General features: G+C 68.9%; 21 protein-coding genes. 5 read left to right on the top strand and 16 right to left on the bottom strand.

Translation table 11 applies throughout. From position 1 onward, the window contains the following. The 3 genes from BO226_RS13185 to BO226_RS13175 all read right to left on the bottom strand — a co-directional run bounded on the left by BO226_RS13185 (nt 1) and on the right by BO226_RS13175 (nt 6,606). Nucleotides 1–4,563 (bottom strand): ATP-dependent helicase, encoded by a 4,563-nt coding sequence (locus tag BO226_RS13185; protein WP_033097076.1) that lies wholly within the window; start codon nt 4,561–4,563, stop codon nt 1–3. A gap of 74 nt (nt 4,564–4,637) precedes the next feature. Beyond that, nucleotides 4,638–5,198: a hypothetical protein gene (locus tag BO226_RS13180; RefSeq protein WP_006550159.1), complete on the bottom strand. Its 561-nt coding sequence runs from the start codon at nt 5,196–5,198 to the stop codon at nt 4,638–4,640. A 37-nt stretch (nt 5,199–5,235) separates the two neighbouring features. Then, complete coding sequence (locus BO226_RS13175) at nt 5,236–6,606, bottom strand: FAD-binding oxidoreductase (protein WP_006550161.1); 1,371 nt, start codon at nt 6,604–6,606, stop codon at nt 5,236–5,238. A gap of 100 nt (nt 6,607–6,706) precedes the next feature. On the opposite strand from BO226_RS13175, the gene BO226_RS13170 reads away from it, so the two are divergent. Then, entirely contained in the window at nt 6,707–6,964 is a 258-nt protein-coding gene (locus BO226_RS13170; protein WP_006550162.1) for a DUF7218 family protein, read from the top strand. 114 nt (nt 6,965–7,078) lie between these two features. Here the strand turns inward: BO226_RS13170 and amaB are convergent, their stop codons facing one another. Further along, on the bottom strand, nt 7,079–8,584 hold the full coding sequence (amaB, locus tag BO226_RS13165; protein WP_071935434.1) for an L-piperidine-6-carboxylate dehydrogenase: 1,506 nt from the start codon (nt 8,582–8,584) through the stop codon (nt 7,079–7,081). 93 nt (nt 8,585–8,677) lie between these two features. Between amaB and BO226_RS13160 the strand changes: the two genes are divergently transcribed. The 3 genes from BO226_RS13160 (at nt 8,678) to BO226_RS13150 (ending at nt 11,365) form a co-directional block, all read left to right on the top strand. Then, complete coding sequence (locus BO226_RS13160) at nt 8,678–9,085, top strand: Lrp/AsnC family transcriptional regulator (RefSeq protein ID WP_232238125.1); 408 nt, start codon at nt 8,678–8,680, stop codon at nt 9,083–9,085. A gap of 67 nt (nt 9,086–9,152) precedes the next feature. Continuing rightward, the gene (gene lat, locus BO226_RS13155; RefSeq protein WP_071935432.1) at nt 9,153–10,487 is read left to right on the top strand and encodes an L-lysine 6-transaminase; all 1,335 of its coding nucleotides are present in this window, start codon (nt 9,153–9,155) and stop codon (nt 10,485–10,487) included. Nucleotides 10,488–10,534: 47 nt separating this feature from the next. Then, nucleotides 10,535–11,365: a tyrosine-protein phosphatase gene (locus tag BO226_RS13150; protein WP_071935431.1), complete on the top strand. Its 831-nt coding sequence runs from the start codon at nt 10,535–10,537 to the stop codon at nt 11,363–11,365. A 3-nt stretch (nt 11,366–11,368) separates the two neighbouring features. Here BO226_RS13150 and BO226_RS13145 read toward each other — a convergent pair whose 3' ends face one another. The 11 genes from BO226_RS13145 to BO226_RS13095 all read right to left on the bottom strand — a co-directional run bounded on the left by BO226_RS13145 (nt 11,369) and on the right by BO226_RS13095 (nt 20,256). Then, entirely contained in the window at nt 11,369–12,304 is a 936-nt protein-coding gene (locus tag BO226_RS13145; protein WP_024101532.1) for a hypothetical protein, read from the bottom strand. Further along, the gene (locus BO226_RS13140) at nt 12,291–13,442 is read right to left on the bottom strand and encodes a hypothetical protein (RefSeq protein ID WP_071935430.1); all 1,152 of its coding nucleotides are present in this window, start codon (nt 13,440–13,442) and stop codon (nt 12,291–12,293) included. Before BO226_RS13140 ends, BO226_RS13145 begins: the two co-directional genes overlap by 14 nt. Beyond that, nucleotides 13,439–13,720, bottom strand: coding sequence for a hypothetical protein (locus BO226_RS13135; protein WP_071935429.1), 282 nt, complete (start codon nt 13,718–13,720; stop codon nt 13,439–13,441). Before BO226_RS13135 ends, BO226_RS13140 begins: the two co-directional genes overlap by 4 nt. Then, the gene (locus tag BO226_RS13130; protein ID WP_071935428.1) at nt 13,717–14,034 is read right to left on the bottom strand and encodes an SAV_915 family protein; all 318 of its coding nucleotides are present in this window, start codon (nt 14,032–14,034) and stop codon (nt 13,717–13,719) included. Before BO226_RS13130 ends, BO226_RS13135 begins: the two co-directional genes overlap by 4 nt. Before the next feature lie 96 nt (nt 14,035–14,130). Next, a complete protein-coding gene (locus BO226_RS13125; RefSeq protein WP_071935427.1) occupies nt 14,131–14,493 on the bottom strand; it encodes a VanZ family protein in 363 nt (120 codons plus the stop codon). A 3-nt stretch (nt 14,494–14,496) separates the two neighbouring features. After that, nucleotides 14,497–14,934 carry a DUF1707 SHOCT-like domain-containing protein gene (locus BO226_RS13120; protein WP_071936443.1) on the bottom strand — a complete coding sequence of 146 codons (438 nt, stop codon included), beginning with the start codon at nt 14,932–14,934 and terminating at the stop codon, nt 14,497–14,499. 133 nt (nt 14,935–15,067) lie between these two features. Next, nucleotides 15,068–15,445, bottom strand: a complete 378-nt coding sequence (locus BO226_RS13115; RefSeq protein WP_006550174.1) for a DUF1707 SHOCT-like domain-containing protein — start codon at nt 15,443–15,445, stop codon at nt 15,068–15,070. Nucleotides 15,446–15,573: 128 nt separating this feature from the next. Next, nucleotides 15,574–17,364: an acetyl/propionyl/methylcrotonyl-CoA carboxylase subunit alpha gene (locus BO226_RS13110; RefSeq protein WP_071935426.1), complete on the bottom strand. Its 1,791-nt coding sequence runs from the start codon at nt 17,362–17,364 to the stop codon at nt 15,574–15,576. Nucleotides 17,365–17,484: 120 nt separating this feature from the next. Further along, a complete protein-coding gene (locus BO226_RS13105) occupies nt 17,485–18,945 on the bottom strand; it encodes a condensation domain-containing protein (RefSeq protein ID WP_019288523.1) in 1,461 nt (486 codons plus the stop codon). Between the two features lie 7 nt (nt 18,946–18,952). Continuing rightward, the gene (locus BO226_RS13100; protein ID WP_071935425.1) at nt 18,953–19,366 is read right to left on the bottom strand and encodes a SufE family protein; all 414 of its coding nucleotides are present in this window, start codon (nt 19,364–19,366) and stop codon (nt 18,953–18,955) included. Beyond that, nucleotides 19,363–20,256, bottom strand: a complete 894-nt coding sequence (locus tag BO226_RS13095) for a sulfurtransferase (RefSeq protein ID WP_024101525.1) — start codon at nt 20,254–20,256, stop codon at nt 19,363–19,365. The genes BO226_RS13100 and BO226_RS13095 overlap by 4 nt, the downstream gene beginning before the upstream one ends. A 62-nt stretch (nt 20,257–20,318) precedes the next feature. On the opposite strand from BO226_RS13095, the gene BO226_RS13090 reads away from it, so the two are divergent. Further along, nucleotides 20,319–20,735, top strand: coding sequence for a group III truncated hemoglobin (locus tag BO226_RS13090; RefSeq protein WP_019288521.1), 417 nt, complete (start codon nt 20,319–20,321; stop codon nt 20,733–20,735). A gap of 13 nt (nt 20,736–20,748) precedes the next feature. Here BO226_RS13090 and BO226_RS13085 read toward each other — a convergent pair whose 3' ends face one another. Further along, entirely contained in the window at nt 20,749–21,411 is a 663-nt protein-coding gene (locus tag BO226_RS13085; protein WP_071935424.1) for a Maf family protein, read from the bottom strand. Nucleotide 21,412 lies beyond the last annotated feature (1 nt).

The following is a 21,412-nucleotide window of genomic DNA, read 5'->3' as shown; positions in this document are numbered from 1 at the left end:
TCAGAACCTCAGCCGGTAGCCGCGCGGGGTCGCCGAGAATCCCGCTTCGGCAAGATATCCGGCGAACTCGTGCCCATGGATCGTCTCACCGTCGACCTTCTCGACGACGATCTTGTCGACACCACCGCGTTTGACGCTCGCAGCGAGCGACGCGCATGCGCTGCGCAACCGGCCCGGATCGTCGTCGAAGGTGAGCAGCGTGCGTCCGCCGCGTTCGACGAACAGCACGAGCGCCCCGTCGACGAGCACCACGAGTCCACCGGCCTTGCGGCCCGGCCGGTGCCGCGGCGCGTCGTCGTCGGCCGACGACTTCGGCCACGGCAGTGCCGCACCGTACGGGTTGGCCGGATCGCACGCCGCGAGGGTGACGGCCGCGGTCTCCGAGTGCCGGCCCTCGATCGAATCCGAGAACGACCGGAGACGGTCGACGACCGACGGTGTCGAGAACTGCGCTCCGCCCAGCGAATCGACGAAGTAACCGCGGCGGCACCGGCCCGTCTCCTCGAACCGGCTGAGCACCTTGTACATCGTCGCGAATCCGCCGGGCACACCCTCGCCGACGACGACACCGCGGGTGACCACGCCGTACCGCTCGAGCAGCAGTTCGGCGGTGGTGTGTGCGCGGACCGTCGCGTCGGTCTCGCGTTCGGGCAGCATCGACCAGCGCCCGCTCACGGTCGGTGGCCCGGTGCGGCTCGGCAGCGTGGGCCGGGCCCGGTACATCCGGGCGCGCGGCGCCCGGCGCGGGGTGCGGTGGGCGGGCTTGGCACGGGAGGTGTCGCCGATCAGGGCGCGCAGCGGGGCGAGGGTGTCGCCCGCGATATGCCCGCTCCACACCAGCTCCCACAGGGCGTCGGCGACCGTCGTGTCGCTCGCCGTGGTGTGGAGGACGGTGACGGCGTCGACGAGTTGCCGGAAGAAGTACGCGCCGCCGCCCGAGAGCGACTCGAGAATCGCCCGGTGCACCGGCCCCAGCTCGATGTCGTCGACCGGAGCGAGGCTCGCCGGGGCCAGATCGGCCGGATGCAGTGCCACCCAGCCGTCCTTCCCGGAGATGGACCCGGCACCCGACCACAGGACCTCACCGGTCGTGGTGAGTTCGTCGAGCATCGTCGGGGTGTAGTCGCGCACGCGGGGAGCGAGGATCAGCGGTTCGAGGGCGCTCGCGGGCACCGGTACCCCGGCGAGTTGTTCGACGACGGTGAGGACACCGTCGATGCCGTAGAGCGCACTCGTGCCCGGGCCGGTGCCGAGGTGGTGCCAGTCGGGCAGGAATCGTCCGAGGGTCGTGGTGCTGACGGGTTCGACGTCCTGCCGGGCGGCGGCGAGCGACCGGCGCCGCAGCCTTCGGAGCACCTCCGTGTCGCACCATTCCGATCCGCTCGCACCCGGGCGGAACTCGCCTGCCGTGACGCGCTTCTCGGACGCGAGCCGGCCGAGGACGGATTCGACGACCGCCGTGCCCAGTCCGAACCGGGCGGCGGCCTGCGCGGTGGTGAACGGGCCGTGGGTGCGGGCGTGCCGGGCGATCAGATCGCCGAGCGGGTCGGGGACCGGTTCGACGAACACCGTCGGGACCCCGATCGGCAGGGGCACGCCCAGCGCGTCGCGCAGGCGTGAGGCGTCCTCGACCGCCGCCCATCGGTGCTCACCCGCGTACGAGACACGCAACGCGCGGCGTTGCGCTTCGAGATCCTCGATCCAGGACGTCGGGTCGTCGGTGGTGCGCTCGCGCAGCTCGGCCTCGGTGAGCGGACCGAGCAGACGCAGCAGATCGGCGACGCCCTCGGCGTCGCGTGCGCGTCGCTGCGGGGTCAGGCGTTGCAGTTCGTGCTCGGCCTCGGTGATGACGTCGGCGTCGAGCAGTTCGCGCAGCTCGACCCGGCCGAGAAGTTCGGCGAGCAGCGTCGAGTCGAGCGACAGTGCCGCGGCCCGACGTTCGGCGAGCGGGCTGTCGCCCTCGTACAGGAACTCACCCACATAGGAGAACAGCAGCGACGTCGCGAACGGTGAGGCCGTGGGGGTCTCGACCTCCACCAGCCGGATCTTGCGCTGGGCGATGCTGCCGAGCAGGTCGCGCAGAGCAGGCAGGTCGTAGACGTCCTGCAGGCACTCGCGCACCGTCTCGAGCAGGATCGGGAAGTCGGGAAAGCGGCGAGCGACGTCGAGCAGTTGCGCCGATCGTTGGCGCTGCTGCCACAGCGGGGCGCGCTTGCCCGGGTTGCGGCGGGGCAGGAGCAGGGCCCGCGCCGCGCACTCCCGGAAGCGGGACGCGAACAACGCGGAGCCGCCGACCTGTTCGGTGACGATGTCGTCGATCTCCTCGGTGTCGAAGACGAAGATCTCCGAGCCGGGCGGGGCGTCGTCGGTGTCGGGCAGTCGGACGATGATGCCGTCGTCGGACGGGGTGGGGTGCGATTCGATGCCGTAGCGTTCGAGCAGTCGCGCGCCCACCGCGAGCGCCCACGGCGCGTGCACTCGCAACCCGAACGGCGAGTGCAGCACCAGCCGCCAGTCGCCGAGTTCGTCGCGGAACCGTTCGACGACGAGTGTTCGGTCGGTGGGCAGGTGACCGGTGGCGGTGCGCTGCTCGTCGAGCAGACGGATGAGATTTCCGGTGGCGTAGTCGTCGAGACCACCTTTGCGGCAGCGGGTCTCGGCGTCCTCCGGCGAGGCGTGGCCCATCTCGCGCAGGAATGCGCCGAGCGCGGCACCGAGTTCGGCGGGTCGACCCTGACTGTCGCCGTGCCAGAAGGGCAACCGGCCGGGCCGGCCGTAGGCGGGGGAGACCAGCACCCGGTCGAAGGTGATCTCCTCGATCCGCCAGCTGGTGGCACCGAGCGCGAAGACGTCACCCACTCGCGACTCGTAGACCATCTCCTCGTCGAGTTCGCCCACCCGCGTGTTCTTCTCGCCGACCATGTACACGGTGAACAGGCCGCGGTCGGGGATCGTGCCGCCGGAGGTGACGGCGAGCCGTTGGGCGCCGGGCCTGCCGATGAGGGTGCCGGCCGTGCGGTCCCATACCACCCGGGGACGGAGCTCGGCGAACTCGTCGGACGGATAGCGGCCGGCGAGCAGGTCGAGGACGGATTCGTAGACGCCGCGGGAGAGCGTCGCGAACGATCCGCTGCGCCGCACCGTGTCGAACCAGTCGTCGACGTCGACGGGTTCGAGGGCCGTGGCCGCGACCGTCTGCTGGGCGAGCACGTCCAGTGGATTCGCCGGGACCTGCAGCGCCTCGATGTGTCCCTCGACCATCCGCTCGACGGTCACCGCGCAGTGCACGAGATCGGTGCGGTGCTTGGGGAACAGCACGCCGCGTGAGGTCTCGCCCACCTGGTGCCCGGCGCGACCGACGCGCTGCAGACCGCTGGCCACCGAGGGCGGAGCCTCGACCTGGATCACGAGATCGACCGCACCCATGTCGATGCCGAGTTCGAGACTCGACGTCGCCACCACGCACCGCAACCGGCCCGACTTGAGATCGTCCTCGATCAGAGCGCGCTGGTCCTTGCTCACCGACCCGTGGTGGGCGCGGGCGAGCACGGGTGCAGCGCCGGCGGTGGTCTCGGTGGGCGATCCGAGCTGCGAAGGCGGTGCGCCCTCGCGGTCCACCTGCTCGCCGAGGCGTTCGGCCTGGATCTCGTTGAGCCGGGCGGTGAGACGTTCGGACAGTCGCCGGGAATTGGCGAACACGATCGTCGACCGGTGCTCGGTGATGAGATCGACGATCTGCTCCTCGACGTGCGGCCAGATCGACCCGGCCTGCGGTGTGGGTGAGAACGATTCCTCGTCGGGCTCGGAAACCCCGAGTTCGGTCATGTCCTCGACAGGTACGCGCACCGCGAGATCCCACGTCTTCGCCGAGGGCGGCGCGACGATCCGGATGGGGGCGGAACCGGCGAGGAACCGGCCGACCTCCTCGTGCGGTCGCACGGTGGCCGACAACCCGATGCGTTGGGCCGGCGCGCGCAGGAGCTGGTCGAGACGCTCGAGCGACAGCGCGAGATGCGCCCCGCGTTTCGTCCCCGCCACCGCGTGGACCTCGTCGACGATCACCGTCTCGACACCGACGAGGTTCTCCCGCGCGGACGAGGTGAGCATGAGGAAGAGCGACTCGGGCGTCGTGATGAGGATGTCCGGTGGCGTGCGCGCCATGGCGCGACGATCGGCCTGGGAGGTGTCGCCGGAACGCACACCGACGGTGATGTCGGGTGGCGTCAGACCGAGCCGTTTCGCGGTCTGGGTGATGCCGACGAGCGGAGACCGCAGGTTGCGCTCGACGTCGACGGCGAGGGCCTTGAGCGGCGAGACGTACAGCACGCGGGTGCGGTGCTCGCGCGCGGCGTGCTCGTCGGCCGGGGTGGACGAGAGCCGGTCGAGCGACCACAGGAACGCCGACAGGGTCTTGCCCGAGCCGGTGGGGGCGACGACGAGCGTGTGGGCTCCCGAGGAGATCGAATCCCACGCGCCGAGCTGGGCCGGGGTCGGGGACTCGAACGCCCCGGCGAACCACGCCCGGGTCGGCGCGGAGAAACGATCGAGGATGTCGGTCACCATCCCATCGTCTACCCGCCGACCGACACACTCAGTCGCCGCACGTGAACCCACTCAGTCGCCGCACGTGAACCCACTCAGTCGTCGTACGCGAACCGGGCGATCTGCCGGCAGTGATCGTCGGCCCAGGAGTTGCGGCCGCCGCGCATCAGTTCCGTTACGAGCGCCCGCGCCGGGGCCCGCCACGGCAGCGCCTCGAACTGCTCCCGCGCGGCGGGTTCGTCGCTCCACACCACGGACACCACGGAGCCCTCGTCGATGAAGGAGAGGCCGGGGGAGTCCGCCGCGAGCTGCTCGCGGGTCGAACCCGACGCCTTCTCCAGCTCGGCCCCCGACACACGGACGTAGCCGGCGAGGCTCCGCTGCCCGTCGGAGAGGTCGAGGAACATCCCTGCGACCGCCATGTTGCCGGCGTGCACCGACACCAGCGGCTTCCGCGGGTCGTCCGGCTCGCCGGCGGGAAGACACACGACGGACCAGTACTCGCATTCGCTCATGCGGGCGTTGGGCACGATCGACGACACGACGTCGCGGAGCCAGGCCGTGACGGAGCCGAACTCGGGATACTGTTCGAGCTCGCGGTACTTGGTCTCGCGCAGCGGCAGGGCGGTCGTTGACGGGGGCACACGGGTGTTCACGCGACGATTATGACCGCAGCCGATGTGGTGTGGGTCATCAGATCACCACGCCGGGATTCAGGATCGCGTTCGGGTCGAGCGCGGCTTTGATCCGCTCGGTCAACGCCATCACGTCCGGTCCCACCTGATCGGGTAGCCAGGCCTTCTTGAGCCGGCCGACACCGTGTTCACCGGTGATGGTGCCGCCGAGTTCGATCGCGAGATCCATGATCTTCCCGAAGACCGTCTGCGCCCGCGCCGTCATGTCCTCGTCGGCGGGGTCGTAGACGATCAGCGGGTGGGTGTTGCCGTCCCCGGCGTGGGCGATCACGGCGACGGTGACGTCGTGTCGGGTTGCGAGATCGGCGATTCTGCTCACCAGTTCCGGCAGTGCGGGGATCGGCACCCCGACGTCCTCGAGCAACAGGCTGCCGGTGCGCTCGACGGCCGGGATCGCCATGCGGCGGGCGACGGTGAACGCTTCACCCTCCTCGGGGTCGTCGGTCGCGAAGACGTCGTCGGCGCCGGCCTCGCGGCAGGCCCGCACCATGATCTCGATCTCCTCCGCGGCCGCGTTGCCGGGTGCGTCGGAGCGTGCGATGAGCATGGCCTCGGCGGTGCGGTCGAGTCCCATGCGCAGCATGTCCTCCACCGCCCCGATCGACGCCCTGTCCATGAATTCGAGCATCGCCGGTCGCAGGACCGCGGTGATCGCGACGACCGCGTCGGCGGCGGCCTGCACGGTGGCGAAGGTCGCGACCATCGTGGACGCCGGTGGCGGCGGTGGGACGAGGCGCAAGGTCACCTCGGTGATGACCCCGAGAGTGCCCTCGCTGCCGACGAACAGCTTCGTCAGCGACAGGCCCGCGACGTCCTTGACCCGCGGACCGCCGAGCCGCACCGCGGTACCGTCGGCGAGGACCACCTCGAGTCCGAGCACGTAGTCGGTCGTCACCCCGTACTTCACGCAGCACAGCCCACCGGCATTGGTGGCCGCGTTGCCGCCGATCGTGCAGATCTCGAACGACGACGGATCGGGTGGATACCAGAGTCCGTGTTCGGCCGCAGCCTGCTTCACCTCGACGTTGAGCAGACCGGGCTGGACGACGGCGGTGCGGGTCGCGGTGTCGACGGTGATCGCCCGCATCTTCTCGGTGCTGAGCACGATCCCGTCGGCGAGCCCGCCGGACCCGCCGGACAGACTCGTGCCGGCACCGCGGGGCACTACCGGCACCCGGTGGGCGTTCGCCCACCGCAGTGTCGCCTGCACGTCCGCGGTGGATGTGGCCCGTACGAGCGCGAGGGGAACCGCGGCGTCCGGGTCCTGCGCCCGGTCCTGCCGGTAGCCGGCGAGGATGTCGGGATCGATGATCAGTGCGCCGGCGGGCAGCTGCCCGCGGAGTTCGTCGAGCAGGTTCCCTGGATACACGCCCCAGGTCTACCACAGGATGTGTCACAGGCCACAGATCCTCTGATTGGGTGAAGTGTCGTCGGGTACCCCTTCCGCAGGACACGGAAAGGAGAAGACGATGCCGAATCCGTCGATCAAGAACGAGAAGATGTACGAGGACCTGCGCGAGGACGGTGCCTCCAAGGAGAAGGCGGCCCGGATCTCCAACGCGGCTGCGAACGAGGGTAAGTCGCAGGTCGGGAAGAAGGGTGGCAAGTCCGGCTCCTACGACGACTGGACGGTCGACGACCTGAAGAAGCGTGCGAAGGAACTGGGCATGACCGGTTACTCCGACATGAAGAAGGACGAACTGATCGACGCACTGCGCAACCACTAGCCGCCCGGAACCCGAGTTCGCGCGCCGAAACGAGCTTCGCCCCTGTTGTGGGGGCGGCGAGGCTCGTTCAGGCGCGCGAACGTCGTCGTTCAGGCGTACGAACGTCGTTCGGGATCAGCCGAACTCGACACCCTGGGCGAGCGGCAGCTCCGTCGAGTAGTTGACGGTGTTAGTCGCCCGCCGCATGTACGCCTTCCACGCATCCGATCCGGATTCGCGCCCGCCGCCGGTGTGCTTCTCCCCGCCGAAGGCGCCGCCGATCTCGGCCCCCGAGGTGCCGATATTGACATTCGCGATGCCGCAGTCGGATCGGGCGAGGAACAGTTCCGCCTCGCGCTGGTCGAGCGTGAAGATCGACGACGAGAGTCCTTGCGGGACACCGTTGTGCAAGGCGATCGCCTCGTCGAGGTCGTCGTAGTCGAGGACGTACAGGATCGGGGCGAAGGTCTCTTCACGCACCACCTCGGTCTGCGCCGGCATCCGGACCAGTGCGGGGGAGACGTACACGTCACCACCGGCGACCTCCACTCGGTCGCCGCCGACGACGAGCGTGCCCCCGTCGGCCTGCGCGCGGTCGAGCGCCGCGGTCATCGTCTCGTAGGACCGTTCGGAGATGAGCGGACCCACGAGGACACCCTCGTCCAGCGGATTCCCCACCCGCAGACGCGAGTACGCCTTCACGATGCGCTCGACGAACTCGTCGGCGATCGATCGGTGCACGATCAGCCGGCGCAAGGTGGTGCAGCGCTGGCCCGCTGTTCCGGCGGCCGCGAACACGACGCCCCGGACGGCGAGGTCCTGATCGGCGGACGGAGCGACGATCGCCGCGTTGTTGCCGCCGAGTTCGAGCAGGCTCCGGCCGAACCGGGCCGCGACGCGCGGTCCGACGATCCGTCCCATCCGGCTGGAGCCGGTCGCACTGACCAGCGCGATGCGGGGGTCGTCGACGAGCGCTTCACCCACCGTGTGGTCGCCGAGGAGAAGATGGTGGAGTCCTTCGGGGGCACCGACATCGGTGGCGGCGCGGCGCAGCAGCGCGTCGCAGGCGAGCGCGGTGAGCGGGGTGGTCTCCGACGGCTTCCACACCACCGGATCGCCGCACACCAGCGCGATCGCGGTGTTCCACGACCACACCGCCACGGGAAAGTTGAACGCGGAGATCACGCCCACCACGCCGAGCGGATGCCAGATCTCCATGAGCCGGTGCCCGGGCCGCTCGGACGGCATCGTCCGCCCGTAGAGCTGCCGCGACAGACCGGCGGCGAACTCACAGACGTCGATCATCTCCTGCACCTCGCCCGCGGCCTCCGACGGGATCTTCGCCGCCTCCAGGGTGACGAGCTCGGCGAGATGCCGCTTGTGCTCGACGAGAAGTTCGCCGAGCAGCCGCACCACGCGGCCGCGCACCGGAGCGGGGACGTCGCGCCATTGTTCGAAGGCTTGTGCCGCCGCCGTGATCGTCGCGTCGACCTCGGCGGCCGAGTGGACCGGGAGGTGCCCGATCACGCTCCCGTCGATCGGGCTGGTCACCGCGAGCGCCCCGTCGTCGGGCAGGGCGCCGACACCGCACTGTCTCAGAGCGGTCGCCGCGCGATCGGCGAGATCGGTGGTCGCATTCATCGGTGAGCTCCTTTACTGCTCGGATACCCTGCGCTGGTGCCCGAATCCTCGAGAAACGACTCGTCGAAGGAGTCGCTGGACGACATCGATCGGATGCTGCTGCGCGAACTGGTCGCCGACGGTCGCGCGACGCTCGTGGCGCTCGCCGAGAAGGCAGGACTGTCCGTCTCGGCCGTGCAGTCGCGGGTGCGCCGTCTCGAGGCGCGCAACGTGATCCGCGGATACAGTGCGCGCGTCGATCCCGAAGCGCTCGGGCTGATGCTGTCGGCGTTCGTGGCGATCACCCCTCTCGACCCGTCGCAACCCGACGACGCACCGGCCCGCCTCCGGCACATCTCCGCGATCGAATCGTGTCACTCGGTGGCGGGCGACGAAAGCTACATTCTCCTCGTGCGTGTCGAGTCTCCTCGCGCTCTCGAGCGGTTGCTGCAGGAGATCCGGGCGACCGCGAACGTCGCCACCCGCAGCACCGTCGTTCTGCAAACATTTTACGAACAATAGGCTCCTGCGCCGTATGTGTTTCTGTGATACCGGGTTTCTTCCGTTGATTCTCGCGTACGGTGGGGTTATGAGCACTGCATTCCGAAACCCGGACGGTGCCGAGAACCTCGCCCCCGACCGGGTACACAGCATCCTCGGCCGGCACATGCTCGCCGACGGTTTCGACCTCGTCCTCGATCTCGACCGTTCCCGCGGAGTACGCCTCGTCGACGCCCGGGACGGAACCACGTGGCTCGACATGTTCGGGTTCTTCGCGTCGTCCACGCTCGGAATGAATCATCCTGCACTGACCGATCCGGAGGCAGCGCACGAACTCGGCGCCGTCGCGGCGAACAAGCCCAGCAACTCCGACATCTACACCGTGCCCATGACGCGCTTCGTCGAGACCTTCGTGCGCGTTCTCGGCGACCCGGCGCTCCCGCACCTGTTCTTCGTCGACGGTGGTGGGCTCGCCGTGGAGAACGCGCTCAAGGTCGCGTTCGACTGGAAGAGCCGTCTCAACGAATCCCGCGGTCTGCCCGCCCACCTGGGCGGATCGGTACTGCACCTGACCGAGGCCTTCCACGGCCGCACCGGATACACGCTGTCGCTGACCAACACCGATCCGGTCAAGACCGACCGGTTCCCCAAGTTCGACTGGCCGCGGATCGACGCGCCCTATCTCACCGAGGGGCGCGACGTCGCCGTGGCCGAGGAGAAGGCCCTCGAGCAGGCCCGCCGAGCCTTCGCCGAACGTCCCCACGACATCGCGTGCTTCATCGCCGAACCGATCCAGGGCGAGGGCGGCGACCACCACTTCCGTCCCGAGTTCTTCCGGGCGATCGCGCAGTTGTGCCGGGAGAACGATGCCCTGATGATCTTCGACGAGGTGCAGACCGGTGCCGGCACGACCGGCACCGCGTGGGCCTACCAGCAGCTCGGCGTCACCCCCGACATCGTCGCCTTCGGCAAGAAGACGCAGGTGTGCGGCATCATGGCCGGCGAACGCATCGACGAGGTGCCCGACAACGTGTTCGCCGTGAGCTCGCGGATCAACTCGACATGGGGCGGCAATCTCACCGACATGGTGCGGGCCCGTCGCATCCTCGAGGTCGTCGAGCACGACCGGCTCATCGACCGTGCCCGGTTGAGTGGAGCGCACCTGCTGTCGGGGTTGCAGCAACTCGCCACGCGACGACCGGTCGTCACCGAGCCGCGCGGACGCGGACTGATGTGCGCGGTCGACCTCCCGACTCCGGAGATCCGCGACGAGGTGCTGCGACGGCTGTATCGCGACGAGCACGTCCTCGTGATCGGGACGGGCACGCGCGGCATCCGCTTCCGGCCGCCGCTCGTCGTCACCACCCACGAGCTCGACGAGGCCCTCGACGCGCTCGACAGGGTGACCTCGCAGTACGAATGAGGTGTGGGTCCCCCTGTTCGCGGCCGGACGGCGGTAGCTTGTCGGACATGGCCGATGCACTGGACGAAACCGTGACCGGCGGCGAATCCTTCGCGATTCCGTCGCTGGTCAACCTGAGGGACATCGGCGGTTGCCGGAGTTCGTTCGGCGGCGTGGTCCGCACCGGAGTGGTCTTCCGCTCGACGGACCTCAGCCGCCTGACCGACACCGACGTCGAGACCCTCGACGCCCTGAGCATCGCGACGGTCTTCGACCTGCGCACGCTCGAGGAACAGCAGCGCCGTCCCGATCGCGTCCCCGACGGTGCCCGGCACCTCGGGCTCGACGTCCTCGCCGACCGGCAGAGCGGATCGATCGCGGCCGCGCTGCCGGAACTCGTATCCAACCCGGAGCTGGTGGCGCAGACACTCGGGGACGGTCGTGCCGTCGAGTACCTGCGGCAGAGCTACCGCGAGTTCGTCACGCTGCCGAGTGCCGTGGCGTCGTACCGGACCCTGGCGAGCACCGTCGCCCACGGAGACGTTCCAGGGCTCGTGCACTGCAGTGCCGGCAAGGACCGCACCGGCTGGGCGGCGGCCTCGCTGCTCCTGTTCGCCGGCGCCGACCAGGAAGCCGTCTTCGCCGACTACCTGCGCACGAACGACGAACTGCTCCCGCATTTCGACGACTTCTTCGCCCGGTTCGCATCGCTCGGCGGCGATCCGGAACTGATCACACCCCTGCTCGGTGTGCGCCGCGAGTACCTCGAGGTGGCGATCGAGGAGGCGCTGTCGCGCTACGGAACCATCGAGCAGTACTTCGCTGCCGGACTCGGTCTCGACGACGACACCCTGCAGGCCTTGCGGACCCGGCTCGTCGATTCGAACGTGACCGCCTGACCGTCACCTCGGCGCCGGCGTGCTCAGGGTCGGCACGGGGACCGGACCGTAGCGTCGCCACCGCGGTCCGGGTGCGTAGGAGCGCAGCTCGTCGACTCGGCGTGCGACAGCGTCGGGATCGGCGAGTTCGGCGCGGGCGTCGGGGTCGCGGAGATAGTGGTCGAGCACGGCGTCGAGGAGTTCGGGTGCGATCTCGAACCGGCGCCGGTCGATGCGGGCGGAGTAGCCGGGGGCACGACGGGACGAGACGTGCAGATCGTTGCGCTTCCGGTCGTCGAGGATCCGCCACGGCAACGGAACTCGTGCGCTCGTCCCGGCGCCCCACTGCCGCAGGGCGACCAGCACGACGTACAGAGGATCGGGTTGAACGCCGGATGCCGTGGCGTTCCAGGGTATCCAGGTGTCGGTGGCGTGATCGCTGAAGCGGATTCCGTCCACGGAGAGTGCGATCCGGCCGGGGCGCAGCGTCCGCCGGGCGACGAAGAAGTAGAAACCGACCTGCCACGAGCAGACGACGATCGTCATGATCACGTTCTCGCTCGTCCGGTCTCCGGCGTTCGGGGTCGTCCAGACGGCGGCGAGCAACATCAGCGTCAGCATCCCGATCTGAACGGGAGCGGCCCAGAAGACCGAAGGTGACTGTCGCAGAACCAAGGCCGGGGAGTCGGTTTCGGTTTCCGCGACGATGTGCTCCGCTCGGGTGCGTGGGCTGTACATGAGGAAACCGATCACCGGATACACCAGAACGGTCGCTCCCAGAGCCAACAGGAAGGTCGTGCCGGTGGGTGCTTCGAGTGGCATTCCTGCTGTTGCCTGTTCGACAAAGACGCCGACGAGAAGTGCGGGGAACAACAGGCCGACGACGGCTGTGAAGACGATGACGTACAGTGCCCGCGGATTTCCGTATGTGCGGAGGTCGGAACCGTCAGAAAACTGCATCGAGAACTCCTCGTCCCAGTCGCGTCACTCCACCGACGGTCGCGCCGAGGAGATCCGCCGTAGCGTCTGCTGCACTTCCGAGTTCGTTCACCCCGGCCATGATCGTTCCCAAGGCGGAGGTCGTGCCCGACTCGTAGATATGGTCGACCATGCCGGATGTGAAGATTCCGCCGGCGGTTCCCGCCAGCACACCGATTACAGTGCCGACAGCGGTCCCGGCAATGGGAACGACCGATCCGACTGCGGCTCCTACCGCGGCGCCGGTCGTCATCGATGCCATCAGGCCCGCGCTGTTGGAGGCCACAGCCTGTTCGAGCGACTCGCCACCGGCGAAATAGTCCAGCCCTACGCCGGCGACGAAACCGAGAGCGTTTGCGGCCCCTGCGACTCTGGCGGCAGTTCGGGACAGCGGTACCGCGTCGTCGAGGTGTCTGCCTGTGTCGGCGAGGTCTTGAAGCGGTTGCTGAGCGATATCGAACAGACGTCGCAGTTCACCGTAGGGTGTGCCGTCCGGCAGTGCGAGAAATCGTTCCATCGACAGGAGTGCTGCGTTACGAAGATTTTCCTGAAGCTCGAGCAATGCCTTCACCCGACCACTCCGGTACAGGTCGGCGGAGTCGAACCCGGTGGTTGTCAGAAAAGTCGCGGACCACACGTGTCCGGTCCAGGTGTTCACGGCAGTTGCGATTGCGACCGACCAGCGAGCGTGCACCGCCTCGGCGGCTGCGTTCGCTTCTTGATACGCCAAGGTCCTTCGGAAAGCGGCTTCGTCGTCACCCGGGGGAGAATCACCGATCGTGTTGCACACCACCGACAGTCCCGCGGCGGCGGCGCGAGCGCGGATGTCGGCCATGTCGGACAGGGCGCGCGACAGTTCGCCCGCCAGGCCCGCGAAGACATCGGCGGTCTTCGATATCCGCGCGTGGAAATCGTCGATGGCGTGGACGTGTTCGCTCGACCTGTCGAGGTAGGTCTCGGAAGCGTCGCCCTCCCAAGCGTCGTCGGCGATGCGACGCGCCCGGGCCGCGGCGTCGGCGACGTTCCCGATCGTGGTGCCCAGCGTCGTGCGGATCCAGTCCTCGACCCGTCGGATATCGGTGGGGCCGCCGGCGATGAAGGTGTCGATCGGCACGGTCACTCCGACCAGGCCCGGACGAGCGCGGCGGCGGTCTCGTCGTCGGCGTCCCGGTACGTCTGCGCTGTGGTCGTCAGCAGGCCACCCGTTCCGCCGAGGAGCTCGACCATGCCGGCGAGGTCGGTGACGATCTGCGCAAGCATGCCGGTGAGCGGGCCGTTCGCGAGACCCGCGTCCACGCTCGTGGGGCAGGTGTCGACGAGATCCGCGGTGTCCGTGGCCGCACCCGTGTAGACGCCTGCAGCCCGATCGAGTTCGTCGGGATCGACGTACAGGCTCATTTCGCGTCTCCGGAGGCCGGGTGTCGACGTTCCGCTTCAGATATCGGGACGTCGAGCAGCAGCGAATCCCACGGCTGTGCCTCACGCAGTCGCGGGAGCACGTGCGTGGGCAGCACCAGCCACGGTTGGCCGGCGCCGCAACAGGAGTGGAGACGGTCGAGTGCCGTGTAGGCGAGCAGCGCGATGCGGCCGTCGCTGAGATACCGATAGTCGACGGTGGCATCGGCCGGATCCGAGACCACTTCCGCGCAGGGTAGATAGAGATACGGCGGAAGCACCGTCGGTAGTGCGTCCGCGATCTGTTCCTGCGACATTCGTTCCCCCGTGAGCAGCCCGTCCGACCCCCGTCGGACTGTCGGCGCGGAGGAGGCTACCAGCGGCAGGTTTTGTGACGAATCACGGGTTGATGCTTACGGTTTCGACCGTGCGCGAGAACGTGAGCCGACGACGGCCGCGACGGCGAGGCCGATCGCAACGCCGACGAGATCGGCGCACCAGTCCCAGAACGAGCCGGAACGCCGGACAGCGACGGTGGCCTGGAGGATCTCCGTCAGCACGCCGTAGAGGCCCAGCCACACCAGGGTGACGACGGGGGAGATGCGGGCGTAGCGAGAGCAGAGCGCGAGGGCCAGGAACATCAGCGCGTGTGTGACCTTGTCGGCGTGTGGCGGGCCGCTCGGCACGGTGCCGCCGGGGGAGAGCAGCATCGCAGTGATGACGACGACCGCGACGATCAGCGGCAGAGCGCGGTGCCGGAGGAGCGTGGACGGCACGGTTCAGGCGTTCTTCTTCTCGTCCCGCCGGGCGTTGGCGCCGCTGTCGGTGCTGTGGCCGTGCCGGTCGCGACCGGCGAACAGGACGATGCCCACGGCGGGGATCAGCAGGAAGAACAACCACGTGTCGAAGGTGAAGAACAGCACGAGCGCGACCAGCGGGGTCAGGCCCATCACGACCTCGCGCCAGCGATCGGGATCCTTCTTCGGGATGATCACCGGAAGATCGTCCCGGGTCGTGGCCGAGCTATCGGTGAGGTGGGCGGGCAGGTCGGTGAACAGCACGTCGAGATCACCGCGCGTCCCGGCCGCCGACGCCATCGCGCTGCGTTCGTCGAACTCCGACAGCGTCAGCCGGCCGAGCGCGAAGTGCTCGCCGAGCAGGTCGAGAGCCTCACTGCGTTCTGCGTTGCCGATCCGGACGTCGGGGTGTTCGGGCATGCCGGCCACACTAACCTGTGCCGTCGGACCGGCAACAGCCACGGGCACCTCTCGAAGGGCTGTGATCTCCACTACAGGATCTCCGCAACAGGATCTCCGCAAAAGCAGGAGGACGCGGCCGGGTACCGCGAGGTCAGGACGGCCCGCGGCCCTCGCCGAGGAGTCGGTAGGCCCGGCGACCCGCGACGAACAGCACACCGAAGGCGATGAGCAGCGCGATCGGGTGCCGGAAGACGACGATCACGAGCAGCGCGACCAGGATGAACGGAACCAACGTGAGCAGCTGTTCCGCCAGATCGCGTGGCCCGGTGGTGGCCATCGCGGCCGGCGCCGAGGGCAGGTCGGCGAAGAGGGGGATCAGGTCTCCGCGCACCGTGGCCTGCGTGGCGAGTGCGACCCGCTCGTCGAATTCCGCCAGGCTGAGACGGCCCGCGGCGAAGTGCTCGCCGAGCAGCGCTACGGCTTCTTCACGCTCGGCGGTGCCGATGCGGATGTCGGGGCGGTCGGCCATGACTCCAGGCTAGTGGTTTTTCGCGCGCATGAGCCGGTCACGGGGGCCCGATACGGCGAGGTCCCCCGCATCGTGAGCGATGCGGGGGACCGTCGGCCGTACTGCTCGAGCGTTGCTCGGGCGGGGTCCTACTTGATCTCGGTGAGCACGGTGCCCTGGGTGACCGCGGCACCCGGCTCGACCGCCAGGCCGGTGACGACGCCCGCCTTGTGGGCGTTGACCGGGTTCTCCATCTTCATGGCCTCGAGCACGGCGATGAGCTCGCCCTCGGCGACCTCCTGGCCCTCGGCAACCGCGACCTTGACGACGGTGCCCTGCATGGGTGCGGTCACCGCGTCGCCCGACGCCTTGCCGGCGCCGCCGCCACCACGCTTGCGGGGCTTCGGCTTCTTGCGGATCACGCCGGCGCCGCCGCCGTTACCGCCGAGCGAGAACTGCCCGGGCAGCGACACCTCGACGCGGCGTCCGCCGACCTCGACGACGACGTTCTGCCGCGGCAGGGTCTCGTCCTCGTCCTCGATCGGGGCACCACCGGTGTACGGCTCGATGGTGTTGTCCCACTCGTTCTCGATCCACTTGGTGTAGACGTCGAACTTCTCGCCGTCGCCCACGAACGCCGGGTTCTCGACGATGTGGCGGTGGAACGGGATGACCGTGGCCAGGCCCTCGACCTCGAACTCGGCCAGCGCGCGGGCAGCACGCTGCAGCGCCTGCTCGCGGGTCTCACCGGTGACGATCAGCTTGGCGAGCATCGAGTCGAACTGGCCGCCGATGACGTCGCCGGCGACGACACCCGAGTCGACACGCACGCCGGGGCCCGTGGGCTCCTTGTAGACGGTGATCGGGCCGGGAGCGGGGAGGAAGCCGCGACCGGCGTCCTCACCGTTGATGCGGAACTCGAAGCTGTGGCCGCGCGGGGTCGGGTCCTCGGTGAGCTCGAGCTTCTCGCCGTTGGCGATGCGGAACTGCTGACGCACGAGGTCGATGCCGGCGGTCTCCTCGGTGACCGGGTGCTCGACCTGCAGGCGGGTGTTGACCTCGAGGAAGGAGACGGTGTCGCCCTGCACGAGGTACTCGACCGTGCCGGCGCCGTAGTAACCGGCCTCGCGGCAGATGGCCTTGGCGGAGTCGTGGATGCGCTTGCGCTGCTCGTCGGTCAGGAACGGCGCGGGGGCCTCCTCGACGAGCTTCTGGAAGCGGCGCTGCAGCGAGCAGTCGCGAGTGCCGGCGACGATGACGTTGCCGTGCTGGTCGGCGATGACCTGGGCCTCGACGTGGCGGGCCTTGTCGAGGTACTGCTCGACGAAGCACTCGCCGCGACCGAAGGCGGCGACGGCCTCACGGGTGGCCGACTCGAACAGTTCGGGGATCTCCTCGATGGTCTGCGCGACCTTCATGCCGCGTCCACCACCGCCGAAGGCGGCTTTGATCGCGACCGGCACGCCGTACTTCTCGGCGAACTCGACGACCTCGTCGGCGTTCTTGACCGGGTCCTTGGTGCCGGCCGCCATCGGAGCCTTGGCGCGCTCGGCGATGTGGCGGGCGGTGACCTTGTCGCCGAGGTCGCGGATGGACTGCGGCGAGGGGCCGATCCAGATGAGGCCGGCGTCGATCACGGCCTGGGCGAAGTCGGCGTTCTCGGAGAGGAAGCCGTAGCCGGGGTGGATGGCGTCGGCGCCGGACTTGGCCGCGGCGTCGAGGATCTTGTCGAACACCAGGTAGGACTCGGCCGAGGTGTTGCCGCCCAGTGCGAACGCCTCGTCGGCGAGCTTCACGAACTGTGCGTCTGCGTCCGGTTCGGCGTAGACGGCGACACTGCCGTAGCCTGCGTCCTTGGCGGCTCGGATGACCCGCACAGCGATTTCGCCGCGATTCGCGACGAGCACCTTCGTGATCTGCGCGCTGGCATGACTGGGCACGGAGCCTCCTGTTGATCGATCGTTAGGTTATTTCCGTCGACGGGCAGTCTAAGCGCCATTCGGATCGACGATGTAACCGGATGCCCGTATACATTACGGCGGCCGTTCGAGCGCACAATGCTACTCACCGGTAGGTGGGACTGCCGCCGTTTCCGGCCGTGCGATCCACGGTCCACCCACCGCGACCTCGTGCATCAGTTCGCGGGTGCGCGTCAGAAGGCTCGGGACGTTCTTGTCCGCGACCGTATTGTCTGGAAATCGCGCCGACATGTTCACACCCTCGGGCGTGCGGTTGATCCAGACGTAGACGTCGTGGGTGAAGCTGCGGCTGCGCAGCGCCTGAGCGTTCCATTCGGGCCACTGGGCGGCCATCGGTACGAACCGCACGTCCATGTACGAGACGACGAAACGTGGACGGATGGGCACGCCGAGGAGTTCGCCCACCCGCGCGAACGGCACTCGTGCGCTCGCGCGGGTGCGGTGCAGTTCGTCGCCGGCCCGCATCGCCAGGGTCTCGAAATCCGTTGTGTCCGTGAGTTTCAGATCGATCGGACGCAGACCGACGAACCATCCGAGCGAACCCGCCCAGATCGGCCCGGCGCGGGTGTGCGCGGGCGCGACGGTCCGGAACCGATCCGCACCGGTGAGTTCGGCCGTCGCGCGGCCGAAGCACGCCAGCACGCCGGCGAAGAATCCCGTCCCGGCGCGTCGGCAGCATGCGGAGAAGGCGCTCGCCTCGTCGTCGTCGAACCAGCGTTCCGACAGTCGTTGCTGGGGTGTGGCGTGCGCGGGTCGCGCCCCGATCGGGAGGGGGAAGGCGGGCGGTTCGCCGCCGCATTCGGTGAGGGTCCGCCGCCAGATCTGCACGGCCTCGTCGTCGTCGTCGAGATGCGCGGACTCGTCGCGTTCGGCGGCGCCGAAGTCGATGTAGCTGCCCACCGGGAACAGGTCGGCGGCGCGACCGGTGCGCTCCTCCTCGTAGAGCGCCGAGATCTCGTGCGCCACGAGCACCACCGAGTACCCGTCGATGATGGAGTGGTCGGCGCCGAAGAAGACTGTGAACCGCTCGTCGGTGTCCTTCGCGCTTTCTGCGCTGTCGGGATCCCCGTCCGGTGTCCGCTCGAGCGTCGCGAAGACGTAGGACGGCCACAAGTGCGGGGTCGTGTAGTCGTCGAACAGACCGAGCAGGTGCTCGTGGATGGTGTCGGGATCGGCGGGATCGTGCCGGATGGGTCGCACCGACACCCGGCCGGGGGGAGCGGTGCGCCGCACCAGACCGCCGCCGCTCTGCTCCTCGTCGAGGTGCGCGTGGCTGCGCAGCGGTTCGTGCCGATCGATCCAGCGCTGCAGGGCCCGCCGGAACCGCTCGGTGTCGAGGGGCCCGGGGACCTCGAAGGCCGTGCCGAGCCAGGAGTCGCGGCCCCCGCCGTACCGGACCCCCGAGGTGCGCCTGAGATGCGCCTCGTGGATGTACGAGGCGGGACGAGGGTCCTCGCGCCAGTCGTCCTCGGCCGCACACGGCAGCCATTCGGTGAGAACGCCCGGGGGGATCCGGTAGTCGGCGAGCTCGGTGAACTCCATGACCGCGTCAGGTTCGGAGATGCCGCTTGATGCGGGTGAGCATCGCGCTCATCCCTCGCAGCCGCAGCGGGCTGACCGCCTCGGCGAGACCGAGCGAGGCATAGAAGTCGTCGGGCACGTCGAGGATCTCCTGTGCGCTGAGACCGTCGAGTCCCTGCTGCAGGATCGATGCGAATCCGCGGGTGGTCGGGGCTTCGGCGGGTGCGCTGAAGTGGAGCTTCACCTTCGACCGGTCGGATGCGTCGACGGACAGGAACAGCGGCGACTGGCACTCGGGCACCGGCTCCATCGCCGCTTCCTCGAGTTCGGCGGGAAGCGGCGGGAGCTCGCGGCTGAATTCGAGAAGCAACTGCAGCTTGTCCTGACCTTCGACGGCAGCGAAGTCGTCGACGATTTCGGCGAGGGGGGCGGGAATGCTCATGCGGCCGGCGCTTCTCCGGGCTCGTCGCCCTTGGCGATGGGCACGCGGACGGCGTTGCCCCACTCGGTCCACGAACCGTCGTAGTTGCGCACGTTCGAGTATCCGAGCAGGTAGGTGAGGACGAACCAGGTGTGGCTCGAGCGCTCGCCGATCCGGCAGTAGGCGATCACGTCGGCGTCCTGGTCGATGTCGCCGTAGATCTCCTCGAGTTCGGGCCGCGCACGGAACCGGCCGTCGGGCGCCGCTGCCTTCGCCCACGGGATCGACACCGCGGTGGGGATGTGGCCACCGCGCAGGGCGCCTTCCTCCGGGTAGTCGGGCATGTGGGTGCGCTCGCCGGTGTACTCCTGCGGCGACCGCACGTCGACCAGCGGGCCCTTGCCCAGGTGCGCGAGGACATCGTCCTTGAATGCGCGGATCCGGGCGTCGTTGCGCTCGACGACCGGGTAACCGCTCGTCGTGGCGGCGGGGATGTCGAGGGTGGTGTCGCGGTTCTCGGAGATCCACGCGTCGCGTCCACCGTCGAGCAGGCGGACGTCCTCGTGGCCGAAGAGGGTGAAGACCCACAGTGCGTAGGCGGCCCACCAGTTGGACTTGTCGCCGTAGATGATCACGGTGTCGGTGCGGCGGATGCCCTTGCGATCCATGAGCGCGGCGAACTGCTCGCCGTCGATGTAGTCGCGGGTGACGGGGTCGTTGAGATCGAGATGCCAGTCGATCTTCACCGCACCGGGGATGTGCCCCACGTCGTAGAGCAGGACGTCCTCGTCGGACTCTACGACCTTCACTTCGGGATGACCGAGATGAGCGGACAACCACTCCGTCGACACGAGACGGTTGGGATCGGCGTATACCGCGAACGAAGGGTTGCTATCGGGTGCGACGGGCACATGGGCTCCTGAGGCTGTGGTGGCAGGTGCGCCGTCGATTCTAGGCGGTACCGTGACGGGACGTGACCCGCAGTGACACCCACGGCGACCGGCCGGCCCCGGTCGAGCTCGCATCGCGGGAGCACATCGACCTGCTGGTCCGGCGGTTCTACGAACGGGCCCTCGACGATCCCGTGCTCGCGCCGGCCTTCGACGTCCTCGCCGTGATCGGACTCGACGACCATCTGGTGGTGGTCGGCGACTTCTGGGAGCAGATCCTCTTCCGCACCACCCGCTATCGCGGAGCGTTCGTGCCGGTGCACCGGGCGCTGCACGGACACCACGGACTGACCCCCGCCCGGTTCGAGCGGTGGTTGCAGTTGTGGTGCGGGACCGTGGACGAGATGTTCCACGGCGTGGATGCCGAACGTGCGAAGACCAAGGCCGAGGCGATGGTGGGCTCGTTGCAGAAGACCTTGTACGGCGGCACGGCCCGATAGTGCCGGGTACGGCTCAGTTCTCGAGCGCCTCGACGGGGATCGCGGCGTTCTCGGCCCACAACCGGGCGACGGAGATGCCGACCTCGGCGAGGAGGCGCCGCACCAGCGGGAGCCCGATGCCGATCACCGACGACGGATCGCCTTCGATGCCCTCGACGAACCAGCCCCCGTGACCGTCGAGCGTGAAGGCCCCGGCCACCTCGAGCGGCTCACCGCTGTCGAGATAGGCCTCGAGTTCCTCGTCCGTGGGGATGCCGAAGTGCACCACGGTGCCGCTGTGGTCGGCGGCCTCCGCGACGACCTCGTCGTCGCGGAGACGGAGCACGGCATGACCGGTGAGCAGCTCGCCGCTGCGGCCGGCCATCGCCCGCCAGCGCTCGCGGGCCGCCTCGACGGTGCCGGGCTTGCCCTGCAGAGCGCCGTCGATCAGCAGCATCGAGTCGCAGCCGATGACGACGGCGTCGCGCAGCTTCTGCTCGTGCAGGACGGGCAGGATGTCGGTGGCCTTGGCGCGGGCAAGCTCGGTGACCACCTGTGCCGGCGGCGTGCCGGGGCCGAGGGACGCGATGAGCGCGTCCTCGTCGACCTCCGACACCTGCACCAACGGCTTCACGCCCGCCGCGTGGAGAACCGCGAGGCGGGCGGGTGAAGCCGAGGCCAGAACGAGCCGGGGCATG

This window comes from Rhodococcus sp. 2G, assembly GCF_001886355.1.
GTDB lineage: Bacteria > Actinomycetota > Actinomycetes > Mycobacteriales > Mycobacteriaceae > Rhodococcus > Rhodococcus pyridinivorans.
This window is presented reverse-complemented; position numbering and strand designations above follow the sequence as displayed.

Coding starts and splice junctions, on each gene's coding strand:
- BO226_RS13185 (WP_033097076.1), bottom strand. CDS start 4,563: ATGGTGACCGACATCCTCGATCGTTTCTCCGCGCCGACCCGGGCGTGG.
- BO226_RS13170 (WP_006550162.1), top strand. CDS start 6,707: ATGCCGAATCCGTCGATCAAGAACGAGAAGATGTACGAGGACCTGCGC.
- amaB (WP_071935434.1), bottom strand. CDS start 8,584: ATGAATGCGACCACCGATCTCGCCGATCGCGCGGCGACCGCTCTGAGA.
- BO226_RS13160 (WP_232238125.1), top strand. CDS start 8,678: ATGCTGCTGCGCGAACTGGTCGCCGACGGTCGCGCGACGCTCGTGGCG.
- lat (WP_071935432.1), top strand. CDS start 9,153: ATGAGCACTGCATTCCGAAACCCGGACGGTGCCGAGAACCTCGCCCCC.
- BO226_RS13150 (WP_071935431.1), top strand. CDS start 10,535: ATGGCCGATGCACTGGACGAAACCGTGACCGGCGGCGAATCCTTCGCG.
- BO226_RS13145 (WP_024101532.1), bottom strand. CDS start 12,304: ATGCAGTTTTCTGACGGTTCCGACCTCCGCACATACGGAAATCCGCGG.
- BO226_RS13135 (WP_071935429.1), bottom strand. CDS start 13,720: ATGAGCCTGTACGTCGATCCCGACGAACTCGATCGGGCTGCAGGCGTC.
- BO226_RS13130 (WP_071935428.1), bottom strand. CDS start 14,034: ATGTCGCAGGAACAGATCGCGGACGCACTACCGACGGTGCTTCCGCCG.
- BO226_RS13120 (WP_071936443.1), bottom strand. CDS start 14,934: ATGCCCGAACACCCCGACGTCCGGATCGGCAACGCAGAACGCAGTGAG.
- BO226_RS13115 (WP_006550174.1), bottom strand. CDS start 15,445: ATGGCCGACCGCCCCGACATCCGCATCGGCACCGCCGAGCGTGAAGAA.
- BO226_RS13105 (WP_019288523.1), bottom strand. CDS start 18,945: ATGGAGTTCACCGAGCTCGCCGACTACCGGATCCCCCCGGGCGTTCTC.
- BO226_RS13100 (WP_071935425.1), bottom strand. CDS start 19,366: ATGAGCATTCCCGCCCCCCTCGCCGAAATCGTCGACGACTTCGCTGCC.
- BO226_RS13085 (WP_071935424.1), bottom strand. CDS start 21,411: ATGCCCCGGCTCGTTCTGGCCTCGGCTTCACCCGCCCGCCTCGCGGTT.